This window comes from Streptomyces sp. NPDC050263 (assembly GCF_040655955.1).
Lineage (GTDB): Bacteria > Actinomycetota > Actinomycetes > Streptomycetales > Streptomycetaceae > Streptomyces.
This window is the reverse complement of record NZ_JBFAKW010000050.1, coordinates 1-20,699: the sequence shown is the minus strand read 5'-3', so window position 1 is coordinate 20,699 and position 20,699 is coordinate 1. Positions and strand designations below refer to the sequence as shown.

Annotated in this window: 19 protein-coding genes and 2 pseudogenes; 14 read left to right on the top strand and 7 right to left on the bottom strand. The window is 71.2% G+C overall.

Going from position 1 to position 20,699, the window contains the following annotated elements; genetic code table 11:
- Positions 1-79: 79 nt before the first annotated feature.
- A pseudogene (locus AB0J04_RS22650) lies at positions 80-925 on the bottom strand (ABC transporter ATP-binding protein); the annotation flags it as partial.
- Between the two features lie 205 nt (positions 926-1,130).
- Between AB0J04_RS22650 and AB0J04_RS22645 the strand changes: the two are divergent.
- From AB0J04_RS22645 to AB0J04_RS22630, 4 genes are read left to right on the top strand one after another with little or no spacing between them, the layout of a single operon-like run.
- Positions 1,131-2,036 carry an ABC transporter ATP-binding protein gene (locus AB0J04_RS22645; protein ID WP_363170349.1) on the top strand — a complete coding sequence of 302 codons (906 nt, stop codon included), beginning with the start codon at positions 1,131-1,133 and terminating at the stop codon, positions 2,034-2,036.
- A complete protein-coding gene (locus tag AB0J04_RS22640) occupies positions 2,033-2,767 on the top strand; it encodes an ABC transporter permease (protein ID WP_363170348.1) in 735 nt (244 codons plus the stop codon). Before AB0J04_RS22645 ends, AB0J04_RS22640 begins: the two co-directional genes overlap by 4 nt.
- A gap of 26 nt (positions 2,768-2,793) precedes the next feature.
- Positions 2,794-4,044 (top strand): sensor histidine kinase, encoded by a 1,251-nt coding sequence (locus AB0J04_RS22635; RefSeq protein WP_363170347.1) that lies wholly within the window; start codon positions 2,794-2,796, stop codon positions 4,042-4,044.
- Positions 4,034-4,684 (top strand): response regulator transcription factor, encoded by a 651-nt coding sequence (locus tag AB0J04_RS22630; RefSeq protein WP_363170346.1) that lies wholly within the window; start codon positions 4,034-4,036, stop codon positions 4,682-4,684. Before AB0J04_RS22635 ends, AB0J04_RS22630 begins: the two co-directional genes overlap by 11 nt.
- A 27-nt stretch (positions 4,685-4,711) precedes the next feature.
- Here the strand turns inward: AB0J04_RS22630 and AB0J04_RS22625 are convergent, their stop codons facing one another.
- Positions 4,712-4,993, bottom strand: coding sequence for a hypothetical protein (locus AB0J04_RS22625; RefSeq protein ID WP_363170345.1), 282 nt, complete (start codon positions 4,991-4,993; stop codon positions 4,712-4,714).
- A gap of 94 nt (positions 4,994-5,087) precedes the next feature.
- Positions 5,088-7,322 carry a glycogen debranching protein GlgX gene (gene glgX, locus AB0J04_RS22620; RefSeq protein ID WP_363170344.1) on the bottom strand — a complete coding sequence of 745 codons (2,235 nt, stop codon included), beginning with the start codon at positions 7,320-7,322 and terminating at the stop codon, positions 5,088-5,090.
- Positions 7,323-7,474: 152 nt separating this feature from the next.
- Between glgX and AB0J04_RS22615 the strand changes: the two genes are divergently transcribed.
- The 6 genes from AB0J04_RS22615 to AB0J04_RS22590 all read left to right on the top strand — a co-directional run bounded on the left by AB0J04_RS22615 (position 7,475) and on the right by AB0J04_RS22590 (position 13,955).
- Entirely contained in the window at positions 7,475-8,719 is a 1,245-nt protein-coding gene (locus AB0J04_RS22615) for an Ig-like domain-containing protein (RefSeq protein ID WP_363170343.1), read from the top strand.
- Between the two features lie 192 nt (positions 8,720-8,911).
- The gene (locus AB0J04_RS22610; RefSeq protein ID WP_363170342.1) at positions 8,912-10,162 is read left to right on the top strand and encodes an Ig-like domain-containing protein; all 1,251 of its coding nucleotides are present in this window, start codon (positions 8,912-8,914) and stop codon (positions 10,160-10,162) included.
- A gap of 97 nt (positions 10,163-10,259) precedes the next feature.
- Positions 10,260-11,027 carry an enoyl-CoA hydratase-related protein gene (locus AB0J04_RS22605; RefSeq protein ID WP_363170341.1) on the top strand — a complete coding sequence of 256 codons (768 nt, stop codon included), beginning with the start codon at positions 10,260-10,262 and terminating at the stop codon, positions 11,025-11,027.
- A 323-nt stretch (positions 11,028-11,350) separates the two neighbouring features.
- The gene (locus AB0J04_RS22600; RefSeq protein WP_363170340.1) at positions 11,351-11,854 is read left to right on the top strand and encodes an ATP-binding protein; all 504 of its coding nucleotides are present in this window, start codon (positions 11,351-11,353) and stop codon (positions 11,852-11,854) included.
- 113 nt (positions 11,855-11,967) lie between these two features.
- Positions 11,968-12,753 (top strand): polysaccharide deacetylase family protein, encoded by a 786-nt coding sequence (locus tag AB0J04_RS22595; protein ID WP_363170339.1) that lies wholly within the window; start codon positions 11,968-11,970, stop codon positions 12,751-12,753.
- Positions 12,753-13,955: a hypothetical protein gene (locus AB0J04_RS22590; RefSeq protein WP_363170338.1), complete on the top strand. Its 1,203-nt coding sequence runs from the start codon at positions 12,753-12,755 to the stop codon at positions 13,953-13,955. The genes AB0J04_RS22595 and AB0J04_RS22590 overlap by 1 nt, the downstream gene beginning before the upstream one ends.
- A 114-nt stretch (positions 13,956-14,069) precedes the next feature.
- Here the strand turns inward: AB0J04_RS22590 and AB0J04_RS22585 are convergent, their stop codons facing one another.
- Positions 14,070-14,702: a GNAT family N-acetyltransferase gene (locus AB0J04_RS22585; RefSeq protein WP_363170371.1), complete on the bottom strand. Its 633-nt coding sequence runs from the start codon at positions 14,700-14,702 to the stop codon at positions 14,070-14,072.
- A 61-nt stretch (positions 14,703-14,763) separates the two neighbouring features.
- Here AB0J04_RS22585 and AB0J04_RS22580 point away from each other — a divergent pair, with 61 nt between their 5' ends.
- The gene (locus AB0J04_RS22580) at positions 14,764-15,675 is read left to right on the top strand and encodes a MerR family transcriptional regulator (RefSeq protein WP_363170337.1); all 912 of its coding nucleotides are present in this window, start codon (positions 14,764-14,766) and stop codon (positions 15,673-15,675) included.
- A 54-nt stretch (positions 15,676-15,729) separates the two neighbouring features.
- Positions 15,730-15,942, top strand: a complete 213-nt coding sequence (locus AB0J04_RS22575; RefSeq protein ID WP_363170336.1) for an EF-hand domain-containing protein — start codon at positions 15,730-15,732, stop codon at positions 15,940-15,942.
- Positions 15,943-16,058: 116 nt separating this feature from the next.
- Here AB0J04_RS22575 and AB0J04_RS22570 read toward each other — a convergent pair.
- A pseudogene (locus tag AB0J04_RS22570) lies at positions 16,059-16,163 on the bottom strand (ABC transporter ATP-binding protein); the annotation flags it as partial.
- Positions 16,164-16,243: 80 nt separating this feature from the next.
- Here AB0J04_RS22570 and AB0J04_RS22565 point away from each other — a divergent pair.
- Positions 16,244-16,378, top strand: coding sequence for a hypothetical protein (locus AB0J04_RS22565; RefSeq protein WP_363170335.1), 135 nt, complete (start codon positions 16,244-16,246; stop codon positions 16,376-16,378).
- Positions 16,379-16,500: 122 nt separating this feature from the next.
- The gene (locus AB0J04_RS22560) at positions 16,501-17,160 is read left to right on the top strand and encodes an NAD(P)-binding domain-containing protein (RefSeq protein WP_363170334.1); all 660 of its coding nucleotides are present in this window, start codon (positions 16,501-16,503) and stop codon (positions 17,158-17,160) included.
- A gap of 53 nt (positions 17,161-17,213) precedes the next feature.
- Here the strand turns inward: AB0J04_RS22560 and AB0J04_RS22555 are convergent, their stop codons facing one another.
- Together AB0J04_RS22555 and AB0J04_RS22550 are read right to left on the bottom strand one after the other, a co-directional pair.
- Positions 17,214-17,759, bottom strand: a complete 546-nt coding sequence (locus AB0J04_RS22555; RefSeq protein WP_363170333.1) for an MOSC domain-containing protein — start codon at positions 17,757-17,759, stop codon at positions 17,214-17,216.
- 320 nt (positions 17,760-18,079) lie between these two features.
- Positions 18,080-20,230, bottom strand: coding sequence for an FhaA domain-containing protein (locus AB0J04_RS22550; protein WP_363170332.1), 2,151 nt, complete (start codon positions 20,228-20,230; stop codon positions 18,080-18,082).
- Positions 20,231-20,699 lie beyond the last annotated feature (469 nt).

Genomic DNA, 20,699 nt, shown 5'->3' with positions numbered 1-20,699 from the left:
GCAGGAAGCCGATCGAGTCCACCGGCCAGCGCAGCGCGAGCGCCGTCGACAGGAAGGCGACCAGCGTGCCCGCCGACAGCTCGCCGTCCGCGACCTGCACCGCGCCCAGCACCAGCGCGGCCCCGATCGCGACCTCCGGCAGCGTCACGATCACGGCCCAGATCGTGGCGAGGAGGCGCGCCTTGCCCAGCTCCGTGCCGCGCAGGGTCTTCGAGATCTCACGGAAGGCCTGCGCCTGGGTGCGGTGCCGGCCGAAGCCCTTGATGATGCGGATCCCGAGGACGCTCTCCTCGACGACCGTCGTCAGATCGCCGACCTGGTCCTGCGCACGCCGCGCCACGACCGCGTACCGGTGCTCGAAGACCACGCACATCACCATGACCGGGATCGCGGGCCCGAGGATCACCAGGCCGAGCGTCCAGTCCTGGAGCAGCATGATGATCACGCCGACGACGATGGTCACGCTGTTGACCAGCAGGAACGTCAGCGGGAAGGCGAGGAACATACGGACCAGACCCAGATCCGCGGTCGCCCGGGACAGCAACTGACCCGAGGGCCAGCGGTCGTGGAACGCCACCGGCAGCCGCTGGAGCCGCCGGTACAGCGCGGCCCGCATCTCCGCCTCGACATGCGACAGCGGGCGCGCCACCAGCCAGCGTCTCGCGCCGAACAGCAGGGCCTCGGCGAAGCCGAGCAGCAGCAGGCAGAGCGCGCCCAGCCAGACCCCGCCCCGGTCCCGGTCGGTGATCGGCCCGTCCACCATCCACTTCAGGACGAGCGGGATCACCAGACCCGTACAGGAGGCGAGGACCGCCACGAACGCGGCGGCGAACAGCCGCGCCCGCGCGGGGCGTACGTACGGCCACAGACGCAGCAGCGTCCGCACCGTGGACCGGTCCTCGGTGTTCTCACGTGTCGTCGGCATCAGGGCGAGCCTACGGATCGGCACTGACATCGCCCACCGGGTTTTGGCCCGATCGGCATCCGGCGCTGGTCCTACGACCTGCGTTTATCAGGGGAATTCAGGGGCCGCCGCGACCGGTCGTAGCGCCGTGTCAACCGATCGGCGGATGCCCGTTCGAGCGAGCCGGCCGATGTGCGGGCCCGGGGCCGGCCGGAACGCTGGTGCCATGCCCGTCATCGAAGTCACCGACCTGCGCAAGTCCTACGACGGCCGTGCGGTCGTCGACGGCGTCTCCTTCACCGTCGAGGAGGGCGAGATCTTCGGGATCCTCGGCCCGAACGGCGCCGGCAAGACCACCACCGTCAGTTGCGTCGAGGGCCTGCGCGCGCCCGACGCGGGCCGGGTCCGGGTCACCGGCCTCGACCCCGTCGCCGACCACGCGCGCGTGGCCCGCGTCCTCGGCGCCCAGCTCCAGCAGAGCGAGCTCCAGCCGAAGCTCACCGTCCGCGAGGCGCTCGAGCTGTACGCCTCCTTCTACCCGAGCCCGCTCGACTGGGCGCCGCTGGCCGAGCGCCTCGGACTGGCCCCGAAGCTCGCCACCCGGTTCGGGAAGCTCTCCGGCGGCCAGCAGCAGCGCCTGTTCATCGCGCTCGCCCTGATCGGCGACCCGCGCGTCGTCGTCCTGGACGAACTGACGACCGGTCTGGACCCGAGGGCCCGCCGGGACACCTGGGAACTCATCGAGGACGTCCGCGCGAGCGGCGTGACCGTCCTCCTCGTCACCCACTTCATGGAGGAGGCCCAGCGGCTGTGCGACCGGATCGCCGTGATCGACAAGGGCCGGGTGCTCGCCCTGGACACCCCGGGCGGCCTGATCCGCCGCTCGGCGGGGGCGACGGTCATCGGCTTCACCCCGTCCGCCGAGCTGGACGACCGTGAGCTGAACGCGCTCCCCGGGCTCGTGTCCCTCGACCACAAGGACGGCCGGGTCTCGCTGTCCGGCACCGACGAGACGGTCAACGCCGTCATCACCCTCCTCGCCCGCCACCGCATCACCGCCCACCAGCTCCGCGTCCTGGACGCCACGCTCGACGACGCGTTCCTCGACCTGACGAAGGAGGCAACGGCATGAGCACCGCCGTACTGCGCACCGAGGTCCGCCTGTTCCGCCGCGAGCCCGGCGGCCTCTTCTGGATCCTGGCGTTCCCCACCCTGCTGCTGGTGATCCTCGGCTCCGTCCCGTCCTTCCGGCAGCCCAGCGACGACCTGGGCGGCCTGCGCACCATCGACGCCTACGTCCCGGTCGCCGTCCTGCTCGGGCTGATCGTCGGCGGCCTGCAGTCCATGCCGCAGACCCTCACCGGCTACCGGGAGCGCGGCATCCTGCGCCGTCTGGCCGCCACGCCCGTCCGGCCGTCCGCCCTGCTCCGCGCGCAGATGCTGGTCTACGGCGCGGCCTCGCTCGCGTCCGCGCTGCTCGTGCTCGCCGTCGGGCGGCTCGGCTTCGACGTGCGTCTGCCGAAACAGTCCGTCGGCTACGCCCTCGCCCTGCTGCTGGCCGTCACGGTCGCCCTCGCACTCGGATCGGTGGTGTCGGCCCTGTCCCGCACGACGAAGATCGCCGGCGCGATCGGCTCCGCCGTGTTCTTCCCGTCGATGTTCTGCGCGGGCGTGTGGCTGCCGGTGCAGGCCATGCCGGACGTCCTCGCCCGGATCGTCGGGTACACCCCCTTCGGGGCGGCCGCGCAGGCCCTGAACCAGGCGGCGGCCGGGCACTGGCCGGGCTGGACCCACCTCGGCGTCCTGGCGATCTGGATCCTGCTGCTGACCGGCGCGGCGGCCCGCTGGTTCCGCTGGGAGTGAGTGCCCCTGTGCCGGACACTGGGGCCGTGACGAACACCGTGCCAGTGGAGTCCCGGGCCTCCTTCGACAGCTGGGGGCCGTACGCGCTGCTGGCCGCCGGTGTCGTCGCGGCGGCACTCTCCGCGCGCCCGGTCGGCATGGACCGGCGCGGGGTCGTCGCCTCGGCCGTACTCGTGGCCGTGGGCGTCGTCCTGCAGGTGCGGTGGGGGAGACTGAAGCGGAGGCAGCCGGGCCCGAGCCGGACCGGTACCTGCCTCTACTTCCTGCGCTGGGCCCTCGGGTTCGTCCTGACCTGGCTCAACCCGTTCTTCGCCTTCTACGCCGTGGCCGGCTACTACACCGCCGCCTGGGAGCTGCCCCGCCGGCTGGTGCTGCCCGGTCTGTTCCTGACCGCGATCACCATGGCCGGCAGCGAGGTGGGCGGCATGCCGCCGCACGGGCTGGTCCCCTGGACCGGCTTCTTCCTCGTCCTCGGCGTCAACATGGGCATCGTCAGCGTGTTCACCCGGTTCACCGATCAGGAGCAGGAGCGCGCCCGCGTCCAGGCCGAGACCATCGCCGAACTGGAGCGCACCAACAAGGCGTTGCAGCAGGCCCTCGACGAGAACGCCGCCCTGCACGCCCAACTCCTCGTCCAGGCGCGGGAAGCGGGCGTCGCCGACGAACGCCGCCGCCTCGCCGCAGAGATCCACGACACCCTCGCGCAGGGCCTGACCGGCATCATCGCCCAGCTGCAGGTCGTCGCGAGCACCCCCGACCCCGCCGGTGCGCGCGAGCACGTGGGCCGCGCCATGGACCTGGCCCGGCACAGCCTCGGCGAGGCCCGCCGCTCGGTCCACAACCTGGCCCCGGTGGCGCTGGAGAGCGACGGACTGCCCGAGGCCCTGAAGAAGACGGTCGCCGAATGGGGCGACCGGACGGGCGTGCGCGCCGAGTTCACCGTCACCGGCACCGCCGAACAGCTCCACGAGGAGGTCTCGGCGACCGTCCTGAGGATCGTCCAGGAGGCCCTGTCCAACGCCGCCCGGCACGCCCATGCCGACCGCGTCGGCGTCACCCTCTCCTACCTGGGCGACGAGGTGATCCTCGACATCCGCGACGACGGCCGCGGCTTCGACCCCCTCACGCTCCCCGCCCGCACCCCCTCCGGAGGGTTCGGCCTCGACGGCATGCGCGCCCGCGCCGAACGCGTCGCGGGCTCGTTGACCGTCGAGACCGAGCCGGGCCACGGCACGGCCCTGTCGGCTCGCGTACCGTTGGTCCGCGATGAGCGATGACCTGGTGATCAGCCTCCTGATCGTGGACGACCATCCCGTCGTACGCGACGGCCTGCGCGGCATGTTCGACTCCGTGCCGGGATTCACGGTCCTCGGCGAGGGGGCCGGTGGCGAGGAGGCGCTGACCCGGGCCGCAGAGCTCGATCCCGACGTGATCCTCATGGACCTGCGCATGCCGGGCGGCGGCGGAGTGGCGGCCATCGCCGAACTCACCCGCCGCCGGTCCCGCGCCAAGGTTCTTGTCCTGACCACGTACGACACCGACTCCGACACCATCCCGGCGATCGAGGCGGGCGCGACCGGCTACCTCCTCAAGGACGCGCCGCGCGAGGAGCTCTTCGCGGCGGTGCGGGCCGCCGCGGAGGGTCGTACGGTCCTCTCCCCGGCGGTCGCCTCCCGGCTGGTCTCCGCGGTCCGCGCCCCCGGCGGCAACGAGCCCCTCTCCGCACGCGAGCGCGAGGTGCTGGCCCTGGTCGCCAAGGGCACGTCCAACCGGGAGATCGCCCGCGAACTGTTCATCAGCGAGGCCACCGTGAAGACCCATCTCACTCACCTGTACGCCAAGTTGGGCGTCAACGACCGCGCGGCGGCGGTGGCGACGGCGTACGACCGGAGGATCCTGGGCCGGGACCGGCCGTGACACCGCTCGTTCGCGGACGAGGCCCGTTCAGGCGGGATACGGCAGCAGGCCGGAGGCGGTCTTCTCCCAGGACGCCTTGAGTTCCGCGAGCAACTCGGGTCCGTCCGGGGCGAGATCGGCCTGTTCGCGCAGGTCGTCGCCGAGGACGACCAGCAGGTTGGGGCGTCTGCCGCCGGCGGTGGGGCGGGCCTTGAACGGCCGTTCGGTGACGGTGGGGGCGGCTTCGGCCGCGGTGGCCGGGCCGGCGACGGCGCTCACGGCACCGCCGCCGACGAGACCACCGAAGACACGGCGCGAGATCTCGGGCATGTGCGTCAGTCGATCAGCGGGCCGCCGCGCATGACCAGGGATCCGGGCGGGAGTTCACGAGGTTGCAACGCCGCCTCGGCGAACCCCGGACCCCTCAGCCCACCACCCGCAGCAGCAGCACGGCCCGCCCCGGCACCCGCACCGCCGCCCCCGCGGGGTGTGTCACCTCCGGCGCCGCCGCCTGCTCCTCCCTGGACGTGTCCACGACGACCTCGTAGCGCTCCGCCCACGGCGGCCCCGGCAGGACGAAGTCCACCGGGGCGTCCCCCGCGTGCAGCACCGCCAGAAAGCTGTCGTCGGTGATCGGCGCGCCCCGCTCGTCCCGGCCGGGAATGTCCCGCCCGGACAGGTACATCCCCAGCGTCGCCGCGGGCGCGTACCAGTCGTCCTCCGTCATCTCCGCGCCCCGCGGCGTGAACCAGGCCAGGTCCCGCAGCCCGTCCGCCGAATGCGCCCGCCCGGAGAAGAACGCGCGGCGCCGCAGCACCGGATGGCGGTGGCGCAGCGCGATGAGCCGGGCGGTGAGGTCGTACAGGGCCCGCCAGCCCGGGTCCGCGAGCAGCCCCCAGTCCACCCAGCTGATCTCGTTGTCCTGGCAGTAGGCGTTGTTGTTGCCCCCCTGGGTGCGCCCGAGTTCGTCGCCGGCGACCAGCATCGGCACCCCTGTCGACAGCAGCAGGGTCGTCAGCAGGTTCCTCAACTGCCGTCGCCGCAGCGCCCGTACGCGTTCGTCGGACGTCTCGCCCTCGACCCCGCCGTGCCAGGACCGGTTGTCGTTCGTGCCGTCCCGGTTGCCCTCGCCGTTGGCCTCGTTGTGCTTGCGCTCGTAGGACACCAGGTCGCGCAGGGTGAAGCCGTCGTGCGCGGTGACGAAGTTGACGGACGCGTACGGTCGCCGCCCGCCCCACGCGTACAGGTCGCTGGAGCCCGACAGCCGGTAGCCCATCTCCCGCACGTCCGGCAGCGCGTGCCGCCAGAAGTCGCGGACCGTGTCGCGGTATCGGTCGTTCCACTCCGTCCACAGGGGTGGGAAGGCGCCCACCTGGTAGCCGCCCGAGCCGACGTCCCACGGCTCCGCGATCAGCTTGACCCGGCGCAGCACCGGGTCCTGCGCGATCACCGCCAGGAACGGGGAGAGCATGTCGACGTCGTGCATGGAGCGGGCCAGGGCGGCCGCGAGGTCGAAGCGGAAGCCGTCGACGCCCATCTCGGTCACCCAGTAGCGCAGCGAGTCGGTGATCAGGCGCAGCACGTGCGGCTGGACCACGTGCAGGGTGTTCCCGCAGCCCGTGTAGTCCGCGTACCGGCGGGCGTCGGACTGGAGGCGGTAGTAGCCGCGGTTGTCGATGCCCTTCAGGGAGAGGGTCGGGCCCAGCTCGCCCGCCTCCGCCGTGTGGTTGTAGACGACGTCCAGGACGACCTCGATGCCGGCCGCGTGCAGCGCGCGCACCATCCGCTTGAACTCGCCGACCTGCTGCCCCGTCGTCCCGGCGGCGGCGTACGCGGCGTGCGGGGCGAAGTAGCCGATCGAGTTGTAGCCCCAGTAGTTCTTCAGCCCGCGGCGCAGCAGATGGTCCTCGTGCGCGAACTGGTGGACGGGCAGCAGCTCGACCGCCGTCACGCCCAGCCGCACCAGGTGCTCGATCGCCGCCGGGTGCGCCAGGCCGGCGTACGTGCCGCGCAGTTCCTCCGGAATCCCGGGGTGCAGCCGGGTGAAGCCGCGGACGTGCAGCTCGTAGATCACCGAGTCCGCCCACGGGGTCTTGGGCCGGCGGTCGTCGGCCCAGTCGTCGTCATCGTGCACGACGATGCCCTTCGGGACGTGCGGTGCGGAGTCCCGTTCGTCGCGGACGGTGTCGGCGACCTGCTGCTGGGGCCAGTCGCGGACATGCCCGTACACCTCGGGCGGCAGCCGGAACTCGCCGTCCACCGCCCGGGCGTAGGGGTCCAGGAGCAGCTTCGCCGGGTTCCAGCGGCCCCCGGTCCACGGGTCCCAGCGGCCGTGCACCCGGTAGCCGTAGCGCTGGCCCGGCATGACCCCGGGCACGAAGCCGTGCCAGATCTCGTGTGTGAGCTCGGTGAGCCGGGCCCGCGTCTCCCGCCCCGCCTCGTCGAACAGGCAGAGCTCGACGGACTCCGCTCCGCCCGCCCACAGCGCGAAGTTGGTGCCCGCGACCCCGTCCGGGCCGACCCGGAACCGGGCCCCCAACGGCGTGGACGCGCCCGGCCGCACGAGCGGCCCGGGCACCTTGCGCGGCGCACCGTTCACGACGATGTCCGGCGTGGCGCGTTCTGCCGCCACCGCCTCCTGCTCGGCTGCGCTGGACACCGGCTCGCCTCCCGCGGCTCATGGAACGACGTGGGGAAAGAGCGCGCGGTGTCCCGCCGCGGCCCCTTCTCACGTCGTCCTCCTCCCTTTTCTGCCCAGAGCGGCCCTCGCACTCACGTTTCCCCGGGGCGTGCCCGATCGTTGGGCACGCCGTGAGGCACGTACAAGGGCGCGCACGGCGCGCGGGGGTCGCACTGGCCGCCGTAATGACATGGGCAGGACTACTTGCTGGGGCCGCGGGCTGCACCGGCGGCGACAGCCGGAGCGGGCTCGACCGGATGGCCGGCAAACCCCCGGCCCCCGAGGACGTCATCCGGGTCGCCCCGGCGGACGGCGCCAAGGGCGTGCAGCCCGGGGAGGAGTTGCGGGTGCGGGTGCCCGACGGGCGGCTGGAGTCGGTGAAGGTCGTCCGGTCGCAGGACGCCCAGGAGGCCGTCGTCCGGGGGCGGATCGCCGCGGACGGTCTGAGCTGGCGGCCGGACGACGACCGGCTCGGGCTCGCCGCCCGCTACACCGTGGACGTCGTGGCGTTGGACGGCGAGGGCAACCGCTCGGCCCGCCACACCACGTTCACCACCTACGTCCCCAAGGAGCGCTTCATCGGCTACGTCACCCCCGAGAACCGTTCCACCGTCGGCACCGGGATGATCGTCTCGCTGGAGTTCAACCGGGAGATCGCCGACCGCGCGGCCGTCGAACGCGCCGTCAGGGTCACCGCCGAACCGGCGGCCGACATCCGGCCCCACTGGTTCGGGAGCACCCGGCTCGACTTCCGCCCCGAGGAGTACTGGCAGCCCGGCACCCGGGTCACGGTCGCGCTCGGGCTGCGGGACGTCGAAGGGGCGCCCGGCGTCTACGGGCTCCAGCAGAAGTCGTTCTCCTTCACCGTCGGCCGCAGCCAGACGTCCCTGGTGGACGCGGCGAAACACACCATGCAGGTGCGCCGCGACGGCGAACTGCTGGCCACCGTGCCGATCACGGCCGGGGCGCCGAAGAACACCACCTACAACGGCAAGATGGTGGTCACCGAGATGCTGGAGCTGACCCGGATGAACGGCGCCACGGTCGGCTTCAAGAAGGCCGACGGCAAGGGCGAGTACGACATCCCGGACGTCCCGCACGCCATGCGCCTGACCAGCTCAGGCACCTTCCTGCACGGCAACTACTGGGCGGAGGACGTCTTCGGCAAGGCCAACGTCAGCCACGGCTGCGTCGGTCTGCGGGACGTCAAGGGGGGCGGGGCGGACACGCCCGCGGGCTGGTTCTTCGACCGCAGTCTCGTCGGGGACGTCGTCGAGGTCGTCCACAGCAAGGACAAGGAGGTCGCCCCCGACAACGGGCTCGGCGGCTGGAACATGAACTGGCAGGAGTGGCTTGCCGGAAGCGCCGTGAACTGACGCCGGGACCGAAGCCGTGAACTGCCCCCTCCCCGGATGCAACCTTCCCCCCGGATTCACGGTCCTACTTGGGACCGAACGGTGACAATCTTGGCCCGTCAGGGCCGCTGACCTTGTGGTTAATATGCGGCGAACGCGGGCGACGCGTCGCTGCGGGCCCGGGGAGGGCCCGGGGGAGTGGGGAGAACGACTTTGAACGTGCGACCGATATCGGGGGCGTCGGTTGGAGGGCGCTCGCGCGGCCGTGACCAGCGGTTGGCGCTGATCGTCGGAGGGCTGCTGCTGGCCGTCACGGCGTGCGGCGGGGGCGGGGACTCGGACTCCGGGTCCACCGCCAAGGACGACGGCGGCAAGGGCGCTTCGGCGACCGCCGAGAGCAAGCAGTCGGAGGCGGTCGTCACCATCGCCCCGAAGACCGGCGCGAAGGACGTGGACACCAGCGGCGCCCTGAAGGTCAGCGCGGCCAAGGGCAAGCTGACCGAGGTCACCGTCCAGGACGCCAAGGGCAAGAAGATCGACGGCACGATCTCGGCCGACGGCGTCGGCTGGACGCCCGCCACGCACCTGGCCGCGTCCACCGCGTACCAGGTGCACGCGGTCGCCAAGGACTCCGCGGGCCGCACGGCCGCCGAGGACTCCTCCTTCACCACGCTGAGCCCGAAGAACACCTTCATCGGCAACTTCACGCCGGAGGACGGTTCGACGGTCGGCGTGGGCATGCCGTTCTCGGTGAACTTCACGCGCGGCATCACCAAGCCGGCCGACGTCGAGAAGGCCATCACCATCAAGACCGTGCCGGCCGTCGAGGTCGAGGGTCACTGGTTCGGCAACGACCGGCTGGACTTCCGTCCCGAGAAGTACTGGAAGGCCGGCACCAAGGTGACGGTCTCGCTCAACCTCGACGGCGTCGAGGGCCGCAAGGGCGTCTACGGCGAGCAGACCAAGACCGTGTCCTTCACCATCGGCCGCGACCAGGTGTCCGTCGTGGACGCCAAGAAGCACACGATGCAGGTCATGCAGGAGGGCAAGGTCGTCAAGACCATCCCGGTCACCACCGGCAAGCCCGGCTACGCGACCTGGAACGGCCAGATGGTCATCAGCGAGAAGTTCACCGTGACCCGGATGAACGGCGACACGGTCGGCTACGACGGCGAGTACGACATCAAGGACGTCCCGCACGCCATGCGGCTGACCAACTCGGGCACCTTCGTGCACGGCAACTACTGGGGCGGCGACGCCTTCGGCAACTACAACGCCAGCCACGGCTGCATCGGCCTGCGGGACGTGCGCGGCGGCTACGACAGCTCCATCGCCGCCGCGTGGTTCTTCAACCACTCGATGGTCGGCGACGTCGTGACCGTGAAGAACTCCACCGACCCGACGGTCGACCCGTCCAACGGCCTCAACGGCTGGAACATCTCCTGGGCGGAGTGGAAGAAGTAGCACTCTTCCGAAGCGGGCTTCTTGAGCGGCCCGGTGCCGTGCGTCCTGTGACGCACGGCACCGGGCCGCCGCCGTTAGCCCCCGTTAACCTGCTGCCATGACCGTGAATCTCGAAGTCGCCGAAGGCGTCGGCACGCTCCGCCTCGACCGGCCGCCCATGAACGCGCTGGACATCGCCACGCAGGACCGTCTCAAGGAGCTCGCCGAGGAGGCGACCCGGCGGGACGACGTCCGCGCGGTCGTCGTGTACGGCGGCGAGAAGGTGTTCGCGGCGGGCGCGGACATCAAGGAGATGCAGGAGATGGACCACACCGCGATGGTCCTGCGCGCCCGCGCCCTGCAGGACTCCTTCACGGCCGTGGCGCGGATCCCCAAGCCGGTCGTCGCGGCCGTCACCGGGTACGCGCTGGGCGGCGGCTGCGAGCTCGCGCTGTGCGCGGACTTCCGCATCGCCGGGGACAACGCCAAGCTGGGCCAGCCGGAGATCCTGCTCGGGTTGATCCCCGGCGCCGGCGGCACCCAGCGGCTGGCCCGGCTGATCGGCCCCTCCAAGGCCAAGGACCTCATCTTCACGGGCCGGATGGTGAAGGCCGACGAGGCGCTCGCCCTGGGTCTGGTGGACCGGGTCGTCCCGGCCGCCGACGTGTACACCGAGGCGCATGCCTGGGCGGCGAAGCTCGCGCAGGGCCCGGCGCTCGCGCTGCGCGCCGCGAAGGAGTCGATCGACACCGGTCTGGAGACGGATCTCGACACCGGCCTGGCGGTCGAACGCGGCTGGTTCGCGAGCCTGTTCGCGACCCCCGACCGCGAGATCGGCATGCGCAGTTTCGTGGCGGAAGGGCCGGGCAAGGCCAAGTTCCTGTGAGCCCGCGCCTGCTGTGTCCTGTGAGTGACGTCTCCTTCGAACTCCCCGGAATCACTTGCAATTGACGGGATGTCTCACCGGGGTCCCGCCCTGGTCCCTCGATGGGGCGGTTTATCAGAACCCTAAGGCGGCCTTGAGTCTGCCTTGTCGAGGGAGCCCGTCGATTGCCTTGGGGCGTGCCGTCATCGCAGGTCGGCGCGGGTTCGTCAGACTTTGTGCTGCCACTGGCATATGCCGATCGCATCATCCGGAACGGTTGATTCCGCCGGGCGTATTCCGTCGGAACGGCCCCGGAGGGCGTGCTGGGCGGCCATGATGGGGGCATGGCGGGGCTGGAGGGCATCGAACAGCCGCGGGGACCGAGCCGTGCGACCGCGGCGCGCTGGTCGCCCGCGGTCGAGGACGAACGGGCGCTCAAGGCGCTGGAGTTGTTCGGCAATCCGACGGAGGGCGAGGTTCCGCTGCCGTCCCGCCCCGAGTCCGCCGCGACCGCCCGCCGGCTGGCCCAGGTCGTCGTCCTGAGGCAATGGGGGCTGACCCCCAAGATGACGGAGGACGCGGTCCTCCTCGTGTCCGAACTCGTCGGCAACGCGGTACGGCACACCGGCGCCCGTGTCTTCGGTCTCCGCATGCGCCGCCGCCGCGGCTGGATCCGCGTCGAGGTCCGCGACCCGTCCCGCGGCCTGCCCTGTCTGATGCCGGTCCAGGAGCTGGACGTCAGCGGCCGCGGCCTGTTCCTCGTCGACAAGCTCTCCGACCGCTGGGGCGTGGACCTGCTCCCCCGGGGCAAGACGACCTGGTTCGAGATGCGGGTCGCCGACCGCTAGGACCTGCCCGGCCGGTCATGCGGCAGACGCGGGGTGTTCGGCCGGGCAGGCCCTGGCCGCGAAATGCTCCCGGCTTGCGTCAATCGCCGGAAATGGTGCATATCCCCCTTTAAATGGTGCGGGTGACCACATCCGACCGTCGTTCCGTGCTGCGGGCGGGCACCGGGCTCGTCGTCGGGGGTGCGTTCGCGGGCGCGTGCTCTTCGTCCGGCCTCCCTTCGGGCGCCGTCGCCCCGCGCGCCCCCACCTCCCGCGCCCCCTCCGTCGGCGCGGCCCCCGGCCCCCGCGCCTTCCCCCGGCAGCCCGCCCAGATCAGCCACGGCCCCCGGGACCGTCCCCGGGTCGCGCTCACCTTCCACGGGCAGGGGGAACCCTCCGTCGCCCGCGCCCTGCTCGCCGAAGCCGAGCGGCACGGCGCCCGGGTCACCGTGCTCGCCGTCGGGAGCTGGCTCGACGAACATCCCGACCTCGCCCGCCGGATCCTGGACGGCGGCCACGACCTCGGCAACCACACCCAGCGTCACCTGGACGTCAACGCCATGCCCGAGGCGGAGGCGGCGGCCGAGATCGCCGGCTGCGCCGAGCGGCTGCGCAGGCTCACCGGGTCCATCGGCACCTGGTTCCGCCCCTCCCGCGCCGTCCGCGCCTCCCCGCTCGTCGAGGCGCTCGCCCGCCGCGCCGGCTACCCGCACGTCCTCTCCTACGACGTCGACTCCCTCGACTTCACCTCGCCCGGCGCTCCCGCCGTCGCCCGGAACATCCTCGGCGAGGTCCGGGGCGGGTCCGTCGTGAGCCTGCACTTCGGGTACGCGGACACGGTCGCCGCGCTTCCGGCCGTCCTGGACGAACTCGCCCGCCGCGGACTGCACGCGGTCACCACCACGGAGCTGATCGGCTGATGCACCGAAACCTCGCGAAGAGCGCCCTGCCGGCCGTCGTCGCTTTCGCCGCCCTCGCCGCCCTCGCCGCCTGCGGCACCGAGGGGGACGGCGCGACCAAGGACGGCTCGGAGCGGGCCACCCGGGCGGCGGCCCCGGCGCCGGTGAAGAAGCCGGTGAAACCGCTCGTCGACGGCCTGCCCGGCATGCCGCCGGTGCTGGACCCGAAGGACGTCTACGCCGCCGACCGCCCGAACAGGCTCTCCCCGGTCGTCAAGGACTTCCCGTCCCGGGTCTACGTGCCCAACACCGAGTCCGACTCCGTCTCGGTCATCGACCCGAAGACGTACCAGGTGATCGAGACCGTCCACGTCGGCCGCCAGCCCCAACACGTCGTCCCCTCCTGGGACTTGAAGACCCTGTGGGTCAACAACAACCGCGGGCACACCCTCACCCCCATCGACCCGAAGACCGGCAAGGCGGGCCGGTCGGTCGAGGTGCACGACCCGTACAACCTCTACTTCACGCCCAACGGCAAGTACGCCGTCGTCATGGCCTCCCTCGACCGCGAGCTCGTCTTCCGCGACCCGCACACCATGAAGCGGATCAAGACCGAACCGGTCACCTGCTATGGCGTCAACCACGCCGACTTCTCGCTCGACGGGAGGTACTTCATCGTGTCCTGCGAGTTCAGCGGCGAGCTGCTGAAGGTCGACACCGAGCAGATGAAGGTCGTCGCCCAGCGGAAACTGCCGTTCAAGGGAGCCATGCCGCAGGACGTGAAGGTCTCGCCCGACGGGAAGCGGTTCTACATCGCCGACATGATGGCCCACGGGATGTGGATCGTCGACGGCGACACCTTCGGCGAGCCGGAGTTCCTGCACACCGGCAAGGGCTGCCACGGGCTGTACATCGGCCGCGACTCCCGCGAGATGTACATCTCCAACCGCGGCGAGGGAACCGTCTCCGTCTTCGACTTCCACGAGAACCGGCTCACGAAGAAGTGGCGACTCCCGCAGGGCGGCAGCCCGGACATGGGCGGCGTCTCCGCGGACGGCAAGGTCCTGTGGCTGTCCGGGCGGTACAACTCCGAGGTGTACGCCATCGACACCGCCACCGGCCGCCAGCTCGCCCGCATCAAGGTCGGCAGCGGCCCGCACGGCCTCGCCGTCTACCCTCAGCCCGGCCGCTACTCCCTCGGCCACACGGGCATCTTCCGCTAGGGGGCTTCTGATGGATCTCCGTGGGAGAAGGAGCGGCGTTCGGTGCGTGCTCTCGCCCGGTGCGGCGAGAGTGCGTGCCGAACGCCGCGACGCCGCGGAGATCCATCAGAAGCCCTAGGCCGCGATGAAGAGCGCCTCCGCGCCCACGGGACGGTAACCGGCGGCCTGGAACGTCCGCATGCTGCGGGCGTTCCCCGGCGCGACCTGGGCCCACAGCGGCTCCGTGACCAGCTGGCGGGCCGCCGTCACCAGGGCCCGGCCCAGCCCCCGGCGCCGGGCCCCCTCGTCGACCTCGACCGAGACCTCCAGCCGCCCGGCGATCCCGCGCCCCGTCACCAGCACCCCGCCGTCCGCCTCCCACGCCCGTACCTCGTCGCGCCGCCGGCGGGCGTAGCCGACGCGCGGGTGACCGGCGTCCTCGACCTCCTTCAGCGCGAGCGGCGGCTCACCGGGCAGCGGAGCGCCGACCAGCATCGCGTCGACGGTCTCGGACCTGCGCCCGGTCCGCTCCAGGAACGCCGCCAGGAACCGCGGGTTCATGGGCGCGGCCAACGCGTCGCAGTCCACGGCGCGCAGCGCCGCGTGCACCCAGTCCGGGTCCTCGTCCGTGAACACCACGGCGTGCGCGGTGAAGGCGAGGACTCCCGCGTCCCGGTGGGAGGGCTGGGGGACGATCGTCGTCCGGCCGTCGGAGGGCGGGAAGTCGCCGCGGGCGGCCGCGTCGAGAATGGTTCGCAAGGTCTCCACCGCCATCGACGCCTCCGCGCTCCTTGAGTCTCCACCCACTGGAAGGCCCAGACTCCCAGACATGATCGACGACGGCACCCGACTTCTCACCATCGGCGAACTGGCCCGCGCCACCGGACTGTCCGTGCGCACCATCCGCTACTGGTCCGACGAGGGCGTCCTGACCCCGGTGACCCGGTCGGCCGGCGGCTACCGCCTCTACGGCGCCGAGTCCGCCGCCCGGCTGGAGCTCATCCGCACCCTGCGCGAGCTGGGCCTCGGCCTGGCCGACGCGCGCCGGGTGCTGGCCGGGGAACGGACGGTCGCGGAGGTCGCGGCGGCGCATGTGACCGCGCTGGACGCGCAGATCAGCTCGCTGCGGGTGACTCGTGCGGTGCTGTCGTCCGTGACGCGACGCGGTTCGACCGCAGAGGAGATGACCTTGATGAACAAGCTGGCGAGGCTTTCGGCGGGGGAGCGGAGACGGATTCTCCAGGAGTTCGTGGACGAGATGTTCCACGGGCTCGACCTGGCGGACCCGGACATCCGGGAGCGGATGCGCGCGAGTGCGCTGGACCTGCCGGAGGACCCGACGCCCGAGCAGGTGGATGCCTGGGTGGAGCTGGCCGAAATGGTGCAGGACCCGGAATTCCGGGTGCAGATGCGGCAGGCGGCCGAGTTCAACTCCGCCGACCGGGCGCACGAAACCCCGCGCGGGGCGTCGATGTGGTTCTTCAAGCGGCTGGTCGAGCTGGTGGGCGAGGCCCTCGAACAGGGGATCGCCCCCGAGTCCCGGGAGGCGGACGAGATCCTCGACAACCTGCTCGGCAAGGCCGACCGCGTCGCCGTCCTGGAACGCATGAAGGCGACCCACAATGTGCGCCTGGCCCGTTACCGGGAGCTGATGGCCGTCCTCAAGGGCATCCCGCTCGAGGCCCACGAGGAGGAGTTCGCCTGGGTGGTCGCCGCACTCGCCGCTCGGGCGGCCGGTTAATCTGACCTGCGTCAGTACGACAGCGGGACAAGAAAAAGAAAAAGGGGCGGATCGGTGGCCGACATCGAAGAAGCGCGCAAGCAGTTCCAGCGGATCGACACGGACGGTGACGGATTCATCACCGCGGCCGAGTTCAAGACCGCCCTCGCCCAGGAGGGCGACTGGAACGTCACCGAGGCGGTCGCCGAGGTCCTCATCAAGAGCCGTGACCTCAACGGGGACAAGGTTCTCTCGTTCGACGAGTTCTGGGCCTACCTGAACAAGTGAGACGCGCGGAAAAGGGGCGCCCCGCTGACGCGGGGCGCCCCTTCCGCATGCACCGGCTTCCGCATGCCCGGCTTCCTTCCGTGTGCCGGGCTCCTCAGGCCCGGCGGCGTCGGCCGGGGATGCGCCCGGCGCAGGGTGTCCAGCGCGTCGATCAGGCGTTCGCGGCCGGGCAGGTCCAGACCGGTCGCCGGTTCGTCCAGAAGCGGCAGCCGAGGCTCCGGCTCCCCCAGCTCTCGGCTTCGCTCGACCCGGGAGGTACCCCCATGGGCACGGGCGACCAACGCACGGGGAGTTGACCCGGATGACGGCGGGCCTGGTCGACCTCCTGGCCCTGGCCGGGCTGCGCGAGGAGGATCCCGACACGGCCGACGCGGCCCACGAGGCGCTCGTCCGGGCGGTCGCGGAGGGGGCGCGGAGACCGTGGCGGCCGTACTGACGGCGGAGCTGGAGGATCCGTTCGCCGCACCGGAATAACCGGCGAAGCCCTCCGGTTGAGCCCACTCAGAAGCATGCACACGCATTGATTCCGACGTGCGACTCCGGAAAGCAGGGCCAGTCATGAAGATCGGCATCATCGGCGCGGGCAACATCGGCGGCAACCTCACCCGGCGCCTCACCGCCCTCGGCCACGACGTCTCCGTCGCGAACTCCCGCGGCCCGCAGACGCTCACGGAACTCGCCGAGGAGACGGGGGCGACCCCCGTCGCCGTCGAGGAGGCGGCGAAGGGCGCGGAGGTCGTGGTGATCACGATCCCGGTGAAGGCGGTCCCGAACCTGCCGTCCGGCATCCTGGACGGCGCGGCCGCCGACGTGGCCGTCATCGACACCAACAACTACTACCCGCAGCAGCGCGACGGCCGGATCGCGGCGATCGAGGACGAGGGCCTCACCGAGAGCGGCTGGACGGAACGTCAGATCGGCCACCCGGTCGTCAAGGCGTTCAACGGCACCTACGCCCAGGACATCCTGGACCGCCCGCTCCCGGCCGGCGACCCCGACCGCATGGCGCTCCCGGTGGCCGGCGACGAGCCGGCGAAGGCGAAGGTGCGCGCCCTGATCGACGAGCTCGGCTTCGACACCGTCGACACGGGCGGCATAGCCGACTCCTGGCGCCAGCAGCCCGACACCCCCGTCTACGGCCTGCGAGCCGGCACGGAAGCGGTCGCCAAGGCCCTGACCGAGGCGAGCCCGGAACGCCCGGCGACGTTCCGCGGCTAGGACTGCTCCTGGTCCGGTCCTGTCCCGGTCCGGTCCGGTCCGGTCCGGACCGGTCAGACGATCGCGAGGGGCAGGTGCGGCCCGTCCGGCAGCTCGACGGTGATCGAGTCCCCGGGCCGCACCACGCCCCCGCTGAGCACGACGCTCATGATCCCGGACTTGAACGCCGGACGGCCGTCCGGTCCGCGTCCGACGACCTGCTTCATGAGCCCCTTCCGGAAGCCGTCGATCTGGGCGCAGGGGTTGCGCAGCCCGGTCACCTCGACCACGGCCTCGGCCCCGAGCCGCAGTCGCGCCCCGACGGGCAGCGCGAGCAGATCGAGCCCCCGGGTGGTCACGTTCTCGCCGAGCTGCCCGGCGGCCACCTCGAACCCGGCCGCACGCACCTCCTCGAAGAGCTCCTCGTGGATGAGGTGCACCTGCCGCAGATTCGGCTGCGAGGGATCCTTCTCCATCCGGAACCGATGCTTCACCGTGGCCCCGGCATGCACATCCCCCTCCACCCCGAGCCCGGCGACCAGCGTGACGCTCGCACGGTTGGGCTTGGTGAAGGAGTACGTGCCGTTACTGCTGACGGCACTGACGACGGACCTGCTCATTTCGGGGGAAGCTCCCTCGGCACTCGATGTTCGACCTGTGGATTCGGCACGAGCGGGCTCGCCTTGAGTCACCTCGGGGACTGTACCGACCGTCGAGGGCCGGACGCTGCCTGCGCGCACGGCTGCATTCTGCCGAACCAGCGCCGTACGTCCCGGAGGCAGGGTGCTGCCTGGCGAGAGGCCCCGGACGGATCCGGGGCCTCTCGTGTCGGGCTCGTACGGCAGGGTGGTTCCGCAACCGCGTCAGCGTCTCCTCCCACCGCCGGGTCCTCCAGGGCCGACGCCTCGAAATCAGCCGGCAGATCGGCTCCGGTGACAGATCACGCCCGTGCAGGAGCGGCGAAATAGCTGGGCGCGTTGTATCCCGAGTGAGGGTAGGAGGCCGCCCAGCTCACGGCATCGGGCTGGGTGCGAGGGAAGTCCGCGGCCACCAGCGTCGCCAGGTCGAAGTAGGCCTCGCGGGTCCGCGCCTTCATCTGCTCCAGATCGACCTCCGAGCCCGTCGCGAGGTGCTCGTCGAACGGGATCATCACCACACCCCGGCAACGGGCACGGAAATGCTGCACGACCTCGTTCACCTTCACCACCTTGCTCTTACGGCGCGCCTCGGACACCACGGTGATACTCCGGCTGACGAGGTCCTCGTACTGGTGCGCAATGAGCCAGTCCAGGGTGGTACTGGCGCTGGTCGCGCCGTCCACGCTGGGCGTGGCGACCACGATCAGTTGATCGGCGAAATCCAGGATGCCCCGCATCGCGCTGTGCAGCAGGCCGGTGCCGGAGTCGGTGAGGATGATCGGGTAGTGCTGTCCCAGGCAGCTGACGACCTGTCGGTAGTCCTCGTCGTTGAACGCCGTCGAGAGAGCGGGGTCCACCTCATTGGCCAGGACCTCGAGGCCGCTCGGGGATTGGGAGGTGAAGCGCCGTACGGACATGTAGTTGGTGAGGTTCGGGATTTCGGCTACGAGGTCGCGGATGGTCGCGCCGGTTTCGCGACGGACACGGCGGCTGAGGGTGCCTGCGTCCGGATTGGCGTCGATCGCGACGACCCGGTCCTGCCGCTGGGTGGCGAGAGTCGCGCCCAGGGCGGTCGTGGTGGTCGTCTTGCCGACTCCGCCCTTGAGGCTGATGACGGCGATCTTGTGGCACTGCATCACCGGCGTGCGGAGGATGGCCAACTTCTGCTGGCGCTCTCGTTCGGCGGTCTTGCCGCCGACGCGCAACCGGCTGAGGATTCGTCGGCCGCTGGGTCGGCCGCGCAGCAGGCGGTCGGAGGAGAGCTCGACAGTCGCACTGTGCCCCAGTGTCCCGCGGCCGTTCCAGTCCGGCTCCAGCCATTGTGCCGGAGTGTGGTGCGCCGGCGGGCGAGCGTAGGGCGGTGGTCCGCCGGCGACCCGGGTCGCCGGCGCTCCCCTGTCATAGGGAACCGCAAGGGGTACTGCGCCGAAGTTCCCCGCAGGCGCCGGGGAGTGATTCTCCGCCGGCCCGCCCTGCGGCACGGTCTCGTTGGCCGCCCGCGGGCTGGTCAACGGCTCCGTCGGCACGGCGGCCTGGGGCCCGTCGGCGACGTGCGGGTCCGGCGGCGTGGGAACGAGCCCGTCGGAGAGCTCCCTGCCCCTGCCGGGTGCACGATCGTCGGTGTACGTGTCGCGATCGTTCGTCATGTTCTGTCCTTTCGACGAGATGATGGGCCCCTCGGGCACGGAGTCGACGGCGTGGCGGCGGGCAGGCTTTACGCCCGGTACCACTCCTGCGGGCTCGAGCGCCGGACGCCCGCCCTGCCCGGCAGCGGGGGCACGCACCGCGTGACCGGACCGAGACAGGACGACGACGCCCGGGCGGTCCGTCACGGGCTCGATGGGGCGGAGCGGCCGCGGTGGCGCGGCGAGAGCGCTCGGCGGGGCGGCGCGGACCAAGCTGCCGTTTTCGCTGAAGGAAAGCCCCATCGATATAAACTGAGCAGGGGTCAGTGCCCGCTTGTCGCCCCGCAGGACATGCGGCGGCGGTTGCCGGGTCCGGGCGCCGCCGCCCAGCCCGACCGCCGTCGCGTACGTGGCGCGGTACCGCTGGTCGACTTCCAGGGCGTGCTGGACCTCGGGCGGCACCTCGAGGCGGCTGCGCACGCGATACTGCCCGGCCTTCAAGTTCTCCGTCCGCTGTAGCTGAACCTTCAACGGACCTACGAACGAGTACTGCTGTTCCTCGGCATGTGCGCGCACCTTCTCGACCAGCTCTTCGCCGAGCATGACCAGGCATGCGCCGTAGGCCTCGTGGTCGCCCGGACTGAGTTCGACGACGAAACCGTTGGGTGCGATGGTGCAGCCCTGCATCCAGATCCTGGCGTTGACGTCGCACTCGCGCCGGAGCGCGCCGGCGAACTCCAGGGGCTGCACGGCGGATCTGAAGATCTTGGCGAAGGTGTCGTTGACTAGAGCCTCGAAGCGCTGTTCCAGCCTGCTCAGCGTTCCCACTTCAGCCTCCGGGTGCCGATCCGCTGCAGGGCAGTCAGATCGACCGATGATGTCACTGATAGTACTTATGTAGACACGGAGAGTGTCGATCTTGCGGCATGTCGCTGCATTTCACCGGATCGGTCGTAAAGCCCCGCCCGTCGAGCGGCGTGGTGTCGTCAGGCTGGGGTGGCGGAACGAGTACGCGTCCGCGAGATCGATGACGACGAGAGGCGGCGCCTGTCGCGGCCACACCATGGCAGCCGCAGCTCGCGTCCGGGACGGCCGGATCGTCGCCGCCGTGAACGCCTACCCCTTCGTCGGAGGCCCCTGCGCCGAGCCGGTCCCGGGGATATTCCGCCTCGTGATCAGGGAAGGCCTGTTTTCCCTAGCACTCGATGATGTTGACCGCCAGCCCGCCCCGGGCCGTCTCCTTGTACTTGACGCTCATGTCGGCGCCCGTTTCCTTCATGGTCTTGATGACCTTGTC